The organism is Stenotrophomonas sp. (assembly GCF_032099025.1).
GTDB lineage: Bacteria > Pseudomonadota > Gammaproteobacteria > Xanthomonadales > Xanthomonadaceae > Stenotrophomonas.
On sequence record NZ_DAMCID010000009.1, the window covers coordinates 57,206 to 71,408 of the forward strand.

Below are 14,203 nucleotides of genomic sequence, written 5' to 3' on the forward strand. Positions count from 1 at the left end.
CTACGCTGGTCGCCTGCGCCGGTGGCCTGGACACGCATGGCGTGTCCCTACGCTGATTGCCTGCAACGGTCGTAGCGACACGCCATGCGTGTCCCTCGCATCACTTGCCGATACAGAAGCTCGAGAAGATCCGCCCCAGCAGGTCGTCGGCGCTCATCCGCCCGGTGATCTCTCCCAAGGCTTCGTGAGCCAGGCGCAGTTCCTCCGCGGCCAACTCCAGGTGTTCGTGCACCAGCTCCGATTCGGCGCGCTCGGCGTGGCCAATGGCGAGAATGATCGCCTCCACGTGACGGGCGCGGGCCGAGAACTCGCCTTCCACGCTGTCGCCGGCACTGCCGCTGGCCAGTTCGCGCAAGCGGGTGTGCAGCCGGTCCAAGCCCTGGCCGGTGGCCGCCGAAACATGCACCACGTTGGCGTCGATGTCGGCCGGCAGCGATTCCAGCAGGTCGCTCTTGTTATGGATCCACAACTGCTGCGGGACGTCGGCGATCGCATCGGCCACGGCGGCGTGCCCCGCCTGCGGGTCGCGCGCGTCCAGCACGATGATGGCCAGGTCGGTGCGCTGCATCTCGGCGCGCGCGCGGCGCATGCCTTCGCGTTCGATCGCGTCGCCGCCCTCGCGCAGGCCGGCGGTGTCGACCAGGGTCAGCTCCAGCCCGTCGATGCGGATGGTCTCGCGCAGGGTGTCGCGGGTGGTGCCGGCGATGTCGGTGACGATGGCGCGTTCGCTGCCGGCCAGCGCGTTGAGCAGCGAGCTCTTGCCGGCGTTGGGCGGCCCCACCAGCACCGCATGCAGGCCGTCGCGCAGTCTGCGTCCGCGTTCGGCGTCGTCGCGCAGCGTCACCAGCGACCGCAGCACCTCGCCGAGTCCAGACCGCACCTGTTCGCCACCCAGCGTGTCGAGCGGCTCGTCGGCGAAGTCGATGGCCGCCTCCACGTGGATGCGCAGGCGCACCAGCTGCTCGCCTGCGTCTTCCACGCGGCGCGAGAACACGCCGTCGAGCGAACGCCGCGCCGCGCGGGCCGCGCGGGTGTCGCTGGCGGCAATCAGATCGGCGATGGCCTCTGCCTGGGCCAGGTCGAGCTTGCCGTTGAGGAAGGCGCGTTCGCTGAACTCGCCGGGCCGGGCCTGGCGCGCGCCCAGTGCGATGCAGCGGGCCACCAGCTGCTGCAGCACCACCGGGCTGCCATGGCCCTGCAGTTCCACCACGTCTTCGCCGGTGAAGCTGCGCGGGCCGGGGAAGTACAGCGCGATGCCGTCATCGATCACCTCGGCCTCGGCATCGCGGAAGCGCGCGTAATGCGCGTGCCGGGGCTGCAGCAGCGGGCACCCCAGCGCCGCCGCAATGCGCAGCGCCTGCGGCCCGGACACGCGCAGCATGCCCACCCCACCGGCACCGGGCGCGGTGGCGATGGCAACGATGGTGTCAGTGGACGCGTTCATGGCTCAGAGCTTCTCCAGTTGCGCGCGGGCCTGCGCGGCACCGCTGCCCTGCGGCTGCAGCGCGAGGTAGGTGGTGTAGGCCTGCTTCGCCTTCGCGGTATTGCCCGCGCGGAAGTAGGCATCGCCCAGGTTGAGATGGGCCACCGCGCGCGAGGGATCGATCTTCAAGGTGTTTTCGAGCCAGCGCGCCGATTCGGCATAGCGCTGCTGGCGGTAGTAGACGAAGCCGAGATTGTTGGCCGCCTGGGCGAAGTCCGGGCGTAGCTTCAGGGCTTCGGTGAACTGCGCCGCCGCCTCGTCGTAGCGCTTCTCGCGGTACAGCTGCAGGCCGCGGTCGTTGGCCTGCTGCGCGCGTTGGCGGTCGGAGGTGGGCACGGCTGCCGGCACCACCAGCGTGCTCTTGCCGCCCTGCAGGTCGGCCACGGTGACCGGCGCGTCGCCCGGCGGCTTGGCGTCCTGTGCAGCATCGACGCGGTTGTTGAGTGCGATCGCATCGGCGGACAGCTGGCTCGTGTCGGCGTTGAGGTACTCCTGGCTGTCGGGCACCTGGAACACGAACTCGCCACCCTGCGACCCGGGCAGGCTGCCGAAGGCGGGGGTCTGCCGCGATACGGCCGACACCGCCGGTGCCACGTAGGCCGCCAGCTCGGTACCGGTGATCAGGCCATCGCCATTGAGGTCGCCCTTCCCTGCCAGCGCCTGCAGCAGCACCCAGGTGAACACCGAATGGCCGTTCGGGCCGCTGTCGGCCACCTGCTGGTCGCTGCCACCGGCCGTCAGCATCTGGCGGGCGCTGCGGCGCGCATTCTCGCGCAGGAATGCCGAAGACGACGGTCCGCCGCGGGTCAGGCCGAGGCCGCTGTAGCAGGCATCCATCACGAACATCACGTGCTTGGCCTGCATGCTTTCGGCGATGTTCTGGATGTCGGTCATCGCGATCGCATCGGTGGCGAACTCGTTCGGGTCCGAATCCACCGGAATGATGTAGCCGAGGTCGCGCCCGGACGCCAGCCGGCGCGTGGCCCCGTGCCCGGCGAAGAACACGAACACCCGGTCGTTGCGGCCGGTGCGGTCGTCGGCCAGCCGGTCATGGAACGCGGCCAGGATGTTGTTGCGGGTGGCCTGCTTGTCCTTGAGCACGATCACCTGCGAGGACGGAAACTTGAACTGCCCGGTGAGCGTATCGGCGATGGCCTGGGCATCGTGGCTGGCGTACTCCAGTCGCGGCCACTTCGCGTATTCGTCGATGCCGATCACGATCGCCCACGACTTCTCATAGCCGGTGGTGACGGTGGCCTCGCTGGCGGCGGCACTGCGCGGACGGCTGACGGTGAACTCCCGGCCATTCCAGCCGGCGAACTGGTAGCCGTCGGCGATCAGGCGATCCAGGATCTGTGGCAGCGCCTTCACCGCACGGTCGTGGATGTCGTGGAAGAGGATGATGCCGCGCTGCTCCTTCTGCACCTGGTCGACCACGCGCTGCACGATCGATTCCGGCACCGGGTCGGCCCAGTCCATGGAGTCGATGTTCCACATGATCGACTTCAGCCCGGCTTCGTTGAGCAGCTGCAGGCCTTCGGCGTTGCGCGCGCCATAGGGGAAGCGGAACAGCGGGGCGCGGCGTTTGTCCACGTCCTTGAGCAGGGTGTCGGTGGACAGCACCTGCTCGCGCAGCGCCTCGCCGGTGGTTCGCGACAGCTGTGCATGGGTCAGGCTGTGGTTGCCCACCGCGTAGCCCTGCTCCATCAGGCTGCGGCTGATCCCGGCCATGGGCCCCAGTTTGACGCTGCCGTCGGCATGTACCTCACCCAGGTTGCGGCCCACTTCGAAGAACACGCCGGGCACGTCGTAACGCTTGAGAATGGCCACCACTTCGTCGGTATAGGCCTTGTGCGGGCCGTCGTCGAAGGTCAGCACCACGGTCTTGGGCGGCAGGTCGCGGCCGAAGATCTCGCGGTCGCTGTCCTTCATCGACATCGGGTACGGCTCGATCACGCCATAGTCGCGCAGGATGGCGTCGCGGCGGTACTGGGTACGCAGGTGCGCGACGTAGTCGTCCCACTTCTCGCGCTTCAGCGTGATCGCACGGGTCCGCTCGAAGCGGCTGAAGATGCGGGTGATTTCCTGGTTGTAGTTGCGCTCGATCTCATCCAGCGCCTCCAGGTCCTCGCCGATGCGCTGGTGCAGCTTCACCGCCGGCAGCGAGGAATCCGCGCCGATGCGGTCGTGCAGGTCGCGCAGCACTTCGCGGAACGCGAGGCGGTCGGCGTCGTACAGCTCCGGGGCCGATTCGATGTAGTCCAGCACCGTGCCCAGCGTGGTGAAGCGTTGCGGGCTGGTGCCGCGCAGCAGCGTATCGAACTGGGCGGCGATGGCCTGGCGCTGGTCCAGCCCATCGTGAAACAGCTGCTGGCCGATGCGGCTGGAGGTGGTGCGGTCGCTGGCCGATTGCTGTGCTTCGTCGGCGAGCAGCACGATGATGCGGCGATGGCCGTCGAGCTGCTTCTGCAGGGCGGTGAGCAGCGGCGCGGCGGCTGGATCGGCGGCGGCCGCGGCCTGTGCGCTTGGCTGGGTGGGCGTGGTCGGTGCGGCGGGGTCGTTGTCGCCGCAGCTGGCGACGGCCAGGGTCAGCAGCGCGATGGAGGACAGGCGGAACAACGACGACGCACGGGGCATGGGGGGCTCGATGGGTGGAGCGTGGTAGGAGGTCTGGTGGCGATTGTATCGCCGGCAAAGAAAAACCCGCCGGGGGGCGGGTTTTTCATTTCAGCAGGTCGGCTCTACTTCTTTGCGGGGGCGGGCACCGGCTCGCCGCCGTGGCGCTTGGTCATCCACCACTGCTGCAGCAGGCCCAGGCCGCCGTTGACCACCCAGTACAGGACCAGGCCGGACGGCATGAAGGCCATCATGACGCCGAAGATCAGCGGCATCATCTGCATCATCTTGGCCTGCATCGGGTCCATGCCCGGTGCGGGGGTCAGCTTCTGCGTGGCCCACATCACCGCCACGTTGATCACCGGGAGGATGAAGTACGGGTCGCGCGCGGTCAGGTCCTGGATCCAGCCCAGCCACGGCGCCTGGCGCAGTTCCACCGACTCCACCAGCACCCAGTACAGCGCGAAGAAGATCGGCATCTGGATGAGGATCGGCAGGCAGCCGCCCATCGGATTGATCTTTTCCTTCTTGTACAGCTCCATCATTGCGGTCTGGAACTTCTGGCGGTCATCGCCATAGCGTTCCTTCAGCTGCGCGATGCGCGGCTGGAAGCGACGCATCTTGGCACCGCTCTTGTACTGCACGGCCGAGAGCGGATACAGCACCAGCTTCAGCAGCACCACCAGGCCAACGATGGCCCAGCCCCAGTTGTTGACGACCTTGTGCACCTGGTTCAAGACCCAGAACAGGCCCTGGCCGATCACGGCCATGATCGAGAAGCGGCTGTAATCCACCACGCGATCCAGGCCCGGCACGTCTTCCTTGGCGATCTGGTTGACCAGCTTCGGACCCACCCACAGGCGCGCTTCGCTGCTCACCTGCTGGCCCGGGGCCACGGTGAACGCCGGGCCGGTGGCCTGGATCTGGTCGCGCCCGTCATGCTGGCTCAGCGAGTAGTTCGCGGCCTGGTCCTTCTGCGGGATCCACGCGGTGAAGAAGTGGTGCTGCAGCAACGCCACCCAGCCACCGGTGACCTGCTGGTTGACCGGGCCATCGTCCAGGTAGTCCTTGAAGGCACGGCGCTGGTACTTCTTCTCGGCATCGAACCAGGTCGCGCCGTTGAAGCTGAAGGAGTCCGGGTTGGTCATGCTGCGCGACAGGATGGTCGGCGTGCGGTCCAGCGTGCGGTACACGTAGCCGCTCCACGGCGTGGTGCCCGCATTGATGACCTCATCCTTGACCTTCACCGCGTACTCGTTGCGGTTGACGGTGAAGGTGCGGCGGATGCTGACGCCGTTCGGGCCATTCCAGATGAAGGGCACCTGCAGCTCGTTCTGGCCCTTGGCCAGCACGAAGTCCTTGGCGTCGCCGACCAGGGTGAAGCCATTGGCTTCCGGCACCGGCATGCTCTTGTCCTGGCTGGTCCAGCCGGTCACCGCACGGTACGGATGGGTCGGCTCTTCAGTCAGCAGGCGCACCGGCGGGCTGCCGTCGGCCTTGGTCTGGGGGAACTGCAGCAGCTCGGCGTCCAGCACCGTGCCGCCATCCAGCACCAGGCGCAGCACGTCGGTGGTGACGGTCACGCGCGGCGCGCCGGCCTGGGCCTGCGCGGCCGGCTGGGTGGCCGGGGTGCTGCCCGGCGCGTTCGGCACGTTGGCGCCAGGTACCGTACCCGCCGCACCCGGGACGCTGCCCTGGGTCTGGGCGGCCACGGGCGCCGTCGGAGTCGGCGCGGCGGTGTCGCGGCCCCACTCCATCCATAGCAGGACGGCCACCATCAGCCAGGCAACAATAAGGAAAACGCGGGTCTGGTTCATCGTGCGGGCTCGACGGGGCCGGCAGCAGGTGCCGGCTCGGACTGGGAATGGGGTGCGACCCCGGGCGGCGGCATTGTGCCGTCCGCGCCCGGCATGGGCAATGTGCCCAACCGGCGGAGCAGGCGTTCGAAGGCCTGTCGGATCTCGGTATTGCTTGCGGTACGGGCAGCACTACGGGCGACGACGACATAATCGCCGGCACTCAGCCACGGCCGTAGGTGGCGTGTGGCATCGCGCAGCACACGCTTCACTCGGTTGCGACCCACGGCTCGGGGGTCGACTTTTCGCGAAACGGCAAGACCCAGCCTGGCTGGCGTGTCGCTCTTCAGCCAGTGCAGGGTCATCAGCGGTTCGGACACACGGCGGGCGCCGTTGAAGACCGTTGTATATTCGGCACGCGTACGAACCCGCGCAGAGCGAGGAAATCGCTTGCGCGGGTCGGAACTGCTCACAGTCAGGATTGCGTCTGCCGCGGAAAGCGGCATTGCAATCAAGCGCTCAGGACTTTACGGCCCTTGGCGCGGCGACGCGACAGGATCTTGCGGCCGTCAGCGGTCTTCATACGGGCACGGAAGCCATGGTCGCGCTTACGCTTGAGGTTGCTGGGTTGGAAAGTGCGCTTGGTGGCCATGCGGGCCTCTATATGGAGGGGACGGAAAGAACCGGAAATTCTATAGACCTACCCCGGGTCACGTCAAGCCTGTGTCACTACGGGATTTCATCGGCCTGTGCAATAGCTGTGGATCATTTTGTGAATAACTTCGGGACAACCATTCCCGGACCCCTGCGTCGGTGGTAGGCTGCGCCATCCATTCTTCCCCCTTCCGGCCTTCGGTGCGGCGGTTTCCCACGCCTGTACGCTGGCCCCAGACGATTATTGCCGATGGATGCCTGGTCCCGTTGTCTCGAACGCCTTGAAGCGGAGTTCCCGCCCGAGGATGTTCACACCTGGTTGAAGCCGCTGCAGGCTGATCTGCGCGCGGACAGCCTGGTGCTTTATGCACCAAACGCCTTCATCGTCGACCAGGTGCGCGAGCTGTACCTGCCGCGCATCAAGGAACTGATGGCGCATTTCGCCGGTTTCGGCGACGTATTCCTTGAAATCGGCTCGCGCCCCCGGGCCGTGGAGGCGCAGATTGCGCCGAATTCGGGCCATTCCGCGCCGGCCGTGGCCGAGCCGCTGGTGCCGTTCGCCGGCAACCTGGATTCCCACTACACCTTCGCCAACTTCGTGGAAGGCCGCAGCAACCAGCTGGGTCTGGCCGCGGCGTTCCAGGCGGCCCAGAAGCCCGGCGACCGTTCGCACAATCCGCTGCTGCTGTACGGCGGCACCGGTCTGGGCAAGACCCACCTGATGTTCGCGGCCGGCAATGCGATGCGCCAGGCCAATCCGGCCGCCAAGGTGCTGTACCTGCGCTCGGAACAGTTCTTCAGCGCCATGATCCGTGCGTTGCAGGAAAAGACCATGGATCAGTTCAAGCGCCAGTTCCAGCAGGTGGACGCGCTGCTGATCGATGACATCCAGTTCTTCGCCGGCAAGGATCGGACCCAGGAAGAGTTCTTCCACACGTTCAATGCCCTGTTCGACGGCAAGCAGCAGATCATCCTGACCTGCGACCGGTACCCGCGCGAAGTGGAGGGCCTGGAAGCACGCCTGAAGTCGCGGCTGGCCTGGGGTCTGTCGGTGGCCATCGAACCGCCGGACTTCGAGACCCGCGCCGCCATCGTGCTGGCGAAGGCGCGCGAGCGCGGTGCCGAGATTCCCGACGATGTGGCGTTTCTGATTGCCAAGAAGATGCGCTCCAATGTCCGCGACCTCGAGGGCGCGCTGAATACCCTGACCGCGCGGGCCAATTTCACCGGCCGTGCGATCACCACCGACTTCGCCCAGGAAACCCTGCGCGACCTGCTGCGCGCCCAGCAGCAGGCGATCAGCATTCCCAACATCCAGAAAACCGTGGCCGACTACTACGGGCTGCAGATCAAGGATCTGCTGTCCAAGCGCCGGACCCGTTCGCTGGCCCGTCCGCGCCAGGTCGCCATGGCGCTGACCAAGGAACTGACCGAGCACAGCCTGCCGGAGATCGGCGACGCCTTCGCCGGTCGCGACCACACCACGGTGCTGCATGCGTGCCGGCAGATCCGGACGTTGATGGAGACCGACGGCAAGTTGCGGGAAGACTGGGACAAGTTGATCCGGAAGTTGAGTGAGTGAGGTGGAGCGCATGATGCATGCACACCACACGGGCGTCATCGCATAAAACGGTGCAAAATCCCGGTGTAAGCGAGGGACAGCCTGTGGATAAAAACGCCGTTTGAAATCGCGGTAAAGTTATCCACAGCTTTCCCCACCCCTTGGGGGGTAGTAGTGCAGAGGGTTTCACGTCTGAAAACTTGTTTGTTTTCAGACGTTTAGCTGAGTTTTCCAGCGAATCTGGCCCTACCATCACCACCAAGCTTTTGATTTATTCCACATCTTTTTAAAGCATAGGGGCACGGAACCACATGCGTTTCACACTGCAGCGCGAAGCCTTTCTCAAGCCGTTGGCACAAGTCGTCAACGTGGTCGAACGCCGCCAGACCCTGCCGGTTCTGGCTAATTTCCTGGTCCAGGTGAAGGACGGCCAGCTCTCGCTGACCGGTACCGACCTGGAAGTGGAGATGGTGTCGCGGATCGCGGTGGAAGATGCCCAAGATGGCGAGACCACCATCCCGGCCCGCAAGCTCTTCGAGATCATCCGCGCCCTGCCCGATGGCAGCCGGATCACCGTCTCGCAGAGCGGCGACAAGATCACCGTCCAGGCCGGCCGCAGCCGCTTCACCCTGGCAACGCTGCCGGCGAACGACTTCCCGTCGGTTGACGAAGTCGAAGCCACCGAGCGCGTGGCGATCGGCGAGGCCACCCTGAAGGAGCTGATCGAGCGCACCGCGTTCGCGATGGCCCAGCAGGACGTGCGTTACTACCTCAACGGCCTGCTGTTCGATCTTCGCGGTGATGCCCTGCGTACCGTCGCCACCGACGGCCACCGCCTGGCGCTGTGCGAAACCGAGCTGGAAAAGGCCAGTGGCGCCAAGCGCCAGATCATCGTGCCCCGCAAGGGCGTGACCGAACTGCAGCGTCTGCTGGAAAGCGGCGATCGCGAGATCGAACTGGAAGTGGGCCGAAGCCACGTGCGGGTCAAGCGCGACGATGTGACCTTCACCTCCAAGCTGATCGACGGCCGTTTCCCGGACTACGAGGCCGTGATTCCGATCGGTGCCGACCGCGAAGTGAAGGTGGATCGCGAAGCGCTGCGTGCGTCGCTGCAGCGCGCTGCGATTCTGTCGAACGAGAAGTACCGCGGCATCCGCGTCGAGGTGTCGCCGGGCAACCTCAAGATCAGCGCGCATAACCCGGAGCAGGAAGAAGCCCAGGAAGAGATCGAGGCCGACACCACCGTCAGCGATCTGGCCATCGGCTTCAACGTCAACTACCTGCTGGACGCGCTGTCTGCCCTGCGCGATGAGCACGTGGTAATCCAGCTGCGTGATTCGAACTCCTCCGCCCTGGTCCGTGAGGCCAGCAGCGAGAAGTCGCGCCATGTGGTGATGCCGCTGCGTCTGTGACCTGCACGTCGGTTCCACGTGGAACCTGAGCAAAAAGAGCCCGGCCTAACCGCCGGGTTTTTTTTGGTTCCACGTGGAGCATTGGCTGTGTCGGCGCGGTAGAGCCACGCCCTGCGTGGCTGCTCTTCGGTCTTGCATCCTGCACAACTGACGAACGGCTTCGGCAGGTCTATACGTCGGGTGGTTTGGGGATCACCGATGTGATCGCGATCCTGGACGGTTGTGCCGCCCTGCGCGCGGTGTCCAGCCATAGGCGGGACCTACGACCTGCTACGTGCCCATCTGGATTTTGATGAATCAACATCCTGAGAGCCGGCCGCGGTCGGCTCCTGTTTTTGACTCCCCGCATGCCCCGAATCACAGCTCTAAGCTTTTAAAAACTGTATATAAATCTAAAGCTAGGTGGTGGTGGTAGAGCCAGATTTGGTTGAAAAGTACCTTAAGTGTTTGAATAATAAAGGTTATATGACCTCGAAACCCCCGGTAAAAGGAGCCCTGAGCCTGGGGTTGAACCTGTGGATATCTTTTAGGGGGGGCCAGGTGGCTCTTTTTATCCACAGACTGCACAGAGGTTGTGCATAAGTCATACATGCCCCCTGTGGACAGCAGACGGCGCACCCGTTCAGTCGCTTCAAATCTGCACGGCCCGTACCAAGACGCGGTTTCAGATTTCAAGAAATTCAGCCCGTGCTCTGATCCAGTTCACTCACGCGGCTACTGGAATCGCGCCAGATTTCTTGAAATCTGCAGGGCTGCAGCCCTGCCCGGCTACCAGATTTGAAGGAATTCACACCGTTCCGCAGTGCGTTTTTCTCCACGTGGAACATCCCGACGCCGTCTCCATGACTGCTCCGCCCGCAGTGCGCTGGGCCACGCCAATCCAGACGATGCAGTAAGCTGATCGACTGGCTCCCCACTGCAACTGCCCTCGCTGGCCTCGATCGATCTGCATGCACATCCGCCGTCTTTCCCTTCACCAGATCCGCCGCTTCGACCACGTGGAACTGGCACCGCAACCCGGTATCAACCTGATAACCGGGGACAACGGCGCCGGTAAAACGAGTGTGTTGGAGGCATTGCACGTGATGGCCTATGGCCGCAGCTTCCGCGGACGGGTACGGGATGGCCTGGTGCGGCACGGCGCGGAGGCCCTGGAGGTGTTTGTCGAATGGGATGAGCAGCGCACGAGTGCGGAAAGCCCCACGCGGCGCAAAGCCGGGCTTCGGCATAGCGGCCAGGACTGGAAGGGACGGCTGGACGGGGAAGATGTCGCCCAGTTGGGCAATCTCTGTGCCGCGTTGGCGGTGGTCACGTTCGAGCCGGGCAGCCATGCACTGGTAAGTGGCGGCGGTGAACCCCGTCGGCGGTTCCTCGATTGGGGTTTGTTCCACGTGGAACCAGACTTCCTTGGGCTTTGGCGTCGCTATTCCCGCGCCCTGAAGCAGCGCAACGCGCTCCTCAAGCAAGGCGGGCACCCACATGCGCTGGATGCGTGGGACCGAGAGCTCGCGGAGGCCGGCGAACCCCTGAACAGCCGCCGTCAGCACTATCTGGAGCGACTGCAGGACCGAACCGTGGCGCTGGCACAGCAATTGGCGCCGACGCTGGGCATCCAATCGCTCACCCTGAGCCCGGGCTGGCGCAAGCAGGAGGTTTCACTGGCGGACGCGCTGCTGCTGGCGCGCGACCGCGACCGGCTGGCCGGCTATACCTCCGTGGGCCCGCACCGGGCGGACTGGAGTGTGGGTTTCGCCGCCATCCCGGGCCGCGACGCGCTCTCGCGTGGCCAGGCCAAGCTCACCGCCCTCGCCTGCCTGCTGGCCCAAGCGGAGGATTACGCCGAACAACGCGGCGAATGGCCGGTGATCGCGCTGGATGACCTGGCCTCCGAGCTGGACCGCACCCACCAGGCCCGCGTACTGGACCGATTGCGGGCTGGCCCGGCGCAGATCTTCATCACTGCAACAGAGACCCCGGCCGCGTTGTGCGACCGCACCGATATCACCCGGTTCCACGTGGAACATGGCCAGGTCCAGCTTGTGCCATAGTGGCTTCAGGGCCCGACGCGCCCGGCTGGTATAATTGCTGTTGCAACCCCTTATCCATCGGCGCCCCGCCCCCCGGGCGGCGGCCCGAACTGCGGAGCCTATGGCAAGCGCAATGACTGAAGAACAGAACACCCCGGCAACGAGCGGCAACTACGACGCCAACAGCATCACCGCCCTGGAAGGTTTGGAGGCGGTCCGCAAGCGTCCTGGTATGTACATCGGTGACGTCCATGACGGTACCGGTCTGCACCACATGGTGTTCGAGGTCGTCGACAACTCCATCGATGAGGCCCTGGCCGGTCACGCCGACAACGTGTCGGTGACGATCCATGCCGATGGTTCGGTGTCGGTGTCGGACAACGGCCGTGGCATCCCGACCGGCAAGCATGAGCAGATGAGCGGCAAGCTCGGCCGCGAAGTGTCCGCCGCGGAAGTCGTGATGACGGTCCTGCATGCGGGCGGCAAGTTCGACGACAACAGCTACAAGGTTTCCGGCGGTCTGCATGGCGTCGGCGTCAGCGTGGTCAACGCCCTGTCGCAGAAGCTGGTGCTGGACATCTATCAGGGCGGTTTCCACTACCAGCAGGAATACGGCGACGGCGCGGCGCTGGTCCCGCTGAAGCAGGTCGAGCCCAGCACCAAGCGCGGTACCACCCTGCGCTTCTGGCCGTCGGTGAAGGCATTCCACGACAACGTCGAGTTCCACTACGACATCCTGGCGCGCCGCCTGCGCGAGCTGTCGTTCCTCAACTCCGGCGTCAAGATCGTCCTCAGCGACGAGCGCGGCGATGGCCGTCGCGATGATTTCCACTACGAAGGCGGCATCCGCAGCTTCGTGGAGCATCTGGCGCAGCTGAAGACCCCGCTGCACCCGAACGTCATTTCGGTCACCGGCGAGTCCAACGGCATCACCGTGGACGTGGCGCTGCAGTGGACCGATTCCTACCAGGAAACGATGTACTGCTTCACCAACAACATCCCGCAGAAGGACGGCGGCACCCATCTTGCCGGCTTCCGCGGTGCGTTGACCCGTGTGCTCAACAACTACATCGAGCAGAACGGCATCGCCAAGCAGGCCAAGATCAACCTCACCGGTGATGACATGCGCGAAGGCATGATCGCGGTGCTGTCGGTCAAGGTGCCCGACCCCAGCTTCTCCAGCCAGACCAAGGAAAAGCTGGTCAGCTCGGATGTGCGCCCGGCCGTGGAAAGCGCGTTCGGCCAGCGCCTGGAAGAATTCCTGCAGGAAAACCCCAACGAAGCCAAGGCCATCGCCGGCAAGATCGTCGACGCCGCGCGTGCACGCGAAGCCGCGCGCAAGGCCCGCGACCTGACCCGTCGCAAGGGCGCGCTGGACATTGCCGGCCTGCCCGGCAAGCTGGCCGACTGCCAGGAAAAGGATCCGGCACTGTCCGAGCTGTTCATCGTCGAGGGTGACTCGGCAGGTGGCTCGGCCAAGCAGGGCCGCAACCGCAAGAACCAGGCGGTGCTGCCGCTGCGCGGCAAGATCCTCAATGTGGAACGCGCCCGCTTCGACCGCATGCTGGCGTCGGATCAGGTCGGTACGCTGATCACCGCGCTCGGTACCGGCATTGGTCGCGACGAGTACAACCCGGACAAGCTGCGCTACCACCGCATCATCATCATGACCGACGCCGACGTCGACGGCGCGCACATCCGGACGCTGCTGTTGACCTTCTTCTACCGGCAGATGCCGGAGCTGATCGAGCGTGGCCACGTCTACATCGGCCTGCCGCCGCTGTACAAGATCAAGCAGGGCAAGCAGGAGCTGTACCTCAAGGACGACCCGGCGCTGGATGCCTACCTGGCCAGCAACGCCGTGGAGAACGCCTCGCTGATTCCGGCCGACAACGAGCCGGCCATCGAAGGGGTGGCCCTGGAAAAGCTGCTGCTCGCCTACGCCTCTGCGCAGGAATCGATCGGTCGCAACACCCATCGCTACGATCGCCAGCTGCTCGAAGCCCTGGTCGATTTCACCCCAATGGACCTGGAGCACCTGCGCAAGGCCGGCGCCGATGAAGGCCTGGCCGCACTGGCAACCCGCCTCAACCGGGGCAGCCTGGGTTCGCCGCGTTTCAGCCTGGAGCTGCAGGAACCCAACGACCAGCGTCCGGCCGCCGTGCTGGTGACGCGTCGCCACATGGGCGAAGAGCTGATCCAGGTGCTGCCGCTGTCGGCGTTCGAGACCGGCGAACTGCGTGCCCTGCACCAGTCCTCTCTGCTGCTGCATGGCCTGGTTCGCGACGGTGCGAAGATCGTGCGCGGCGCCAAGTCCGCGGAGATCGCCAGCTTCACCGACGCCCGCAACTGGCTGCTCGATGAAGCCAAGAAGGGTCGCCAGATCCAGCGCTTCAAGGGCCTGGGTGAAATGAATCCGGAGCAGCTGTGGGACACCACCGTGAATCCCGATACCCGCCGCCTGCTGCAGGTTCGGATCGAAGATGCCGTGGCTGCCGACCAGATCTTCAGCACCCTGATGGGCGATGTGGTCGAACCGCGCCGTGAGTTCATCGAAGACAACGCGCTGCGGGTCGCCAACCTGGATATCTGACACAATCGGCACAGGGCCGGCCGGTTGCGACCTGCAACCGGCCCGGCCGCCGCCTTTTGCT

At 65.3% G+C, this 14,203-nt stretch carries 9 protein-coding genes; 4 read left to right on the plus strand and 5 right to left on the minus strand.

All coding sequences use genetic code 11. The features are described 5' to 3' along the window. Positions 1-100: 100 nt before the first annotated feature. The 5 genes from mnmE to rpmH form a co-directional block, all read right to left on the minus strand. On the minus strand, positions 101-1,444 hold the full coding sequence (gene mnmE, locus RT456_RS08365; protein ID WP_313345034.1) for a tRNA uridine-5-carboxymethylaminomethyl(34) synthesis GTPase MnmE: 1,344 nt from the start codon (positions 1,442-1,444) through the stop codon (positions 101-103). A gap of 3 nt (positions 1,445-1,447) precedes the next feature. Continuing rightward, a complete protein-coding gene (locus RT456_RS08370; RefSeq protein WP_313345037.1) occupies positions 1,448-4,120 on the minus strand; it encodes a polysaccharide deacetylase family protein in 2,673 nt (890 codons plus the stop codon). Between the two features lie 104 nt (positions 4,121-4,224). After that, positions 4,225-5,916 carry a membrane protein insertase YidC gene (gene yidC, locus RT456_RS08375; RefSeq protein ID WP_313345040.1) on the minus strand — a complete coding sequence of 564 codons (1,692 nt, stop codon included), beginning with the start codon at positions 5,914-5,916 and terminating at the stop codon, positions 4,225-4,227. After that, complete coding sequence (rnpA, locus tag RT456_RS08380; protein ID WP_313345043.1) at positions 5,913-6,401, minus strand: ribonuclease P protein component; 489 nt, start codon at positions 6,399-6,401, stop codon at positions 5,913-5,915. The genes yidC and rnpA overlap by 4 nt, the downstream gene beginning before the upstream one ends. Positions 6,402-6,406: 5 nt before the next feature. Continuing rightward, a complete protein-coding gene (gene rpmH / locus RT456_RS08385; RefSeq protein WP_006404565.1) occupies positions 6,407-6,547 on the minus strand; it encodes a 50S ribosomal protein L34 in 141 nt (46 codons plus the stop codon). Positions 6,548-6,799: 252 nt separating this feature from the next. Here rpmH and dnaA point away from each other — a divergent pair, with 252 nt between their 5' ends. From dnaA to gyrB, 4 genes are all read left to right on the plus strand, one after another. Further along, positions 6,800-8,131 carry a chromosomal replication initiator protein DnaA gene (dnaA, locus tag RT456_RS08390; RefSeq protein WP_313345046.1) on the plus strand — a complete coding sequence of 444 codons (1,332 nt, stop codon included), beginning with the start codon at positions 6,800-6,802 and terminating at the stop codon, positions 8,129-8,131. A 290-nt stretch (positions 8,132-8,421) separates the two neighbouring features. Continuing rightward, entirely contained in the window at positions 8,422-9,522 is a 1,101-nt protein-coding gene (gene dnaN / locus RT456_RS08395) for a DNA polymerase III subunit beta (protein ID WP_313345049.1), read from the plus strand. 950 nt (positions 9,523-10,472) lie between these two features. Then, complete coding sequence (recF, locus tag RT456_RS08400) at positions 10,473-11,570, plus strand: DNA replication/repair protein RecF (RefSeq protein WP_313345052.1); 1,098 nt, start codon at positions 10,473-10,475, stop codon at positions 11,568-11,570. A gap of 112 nt (positions 11,571-11,682) precedes the next feature. After that, entirely contained in the window at positions 11,683-14,142 is a 2,460-nt protein-coding gene (gene gyrB, locus RT456_RS08405; protein ID WP_313345055.1) for a DNA topoisomerase (ATP-hydrolyzing) subunit B, read from the plus strand. Positions 14,143-14,203 lie beyond the last annotated feature (61 nt).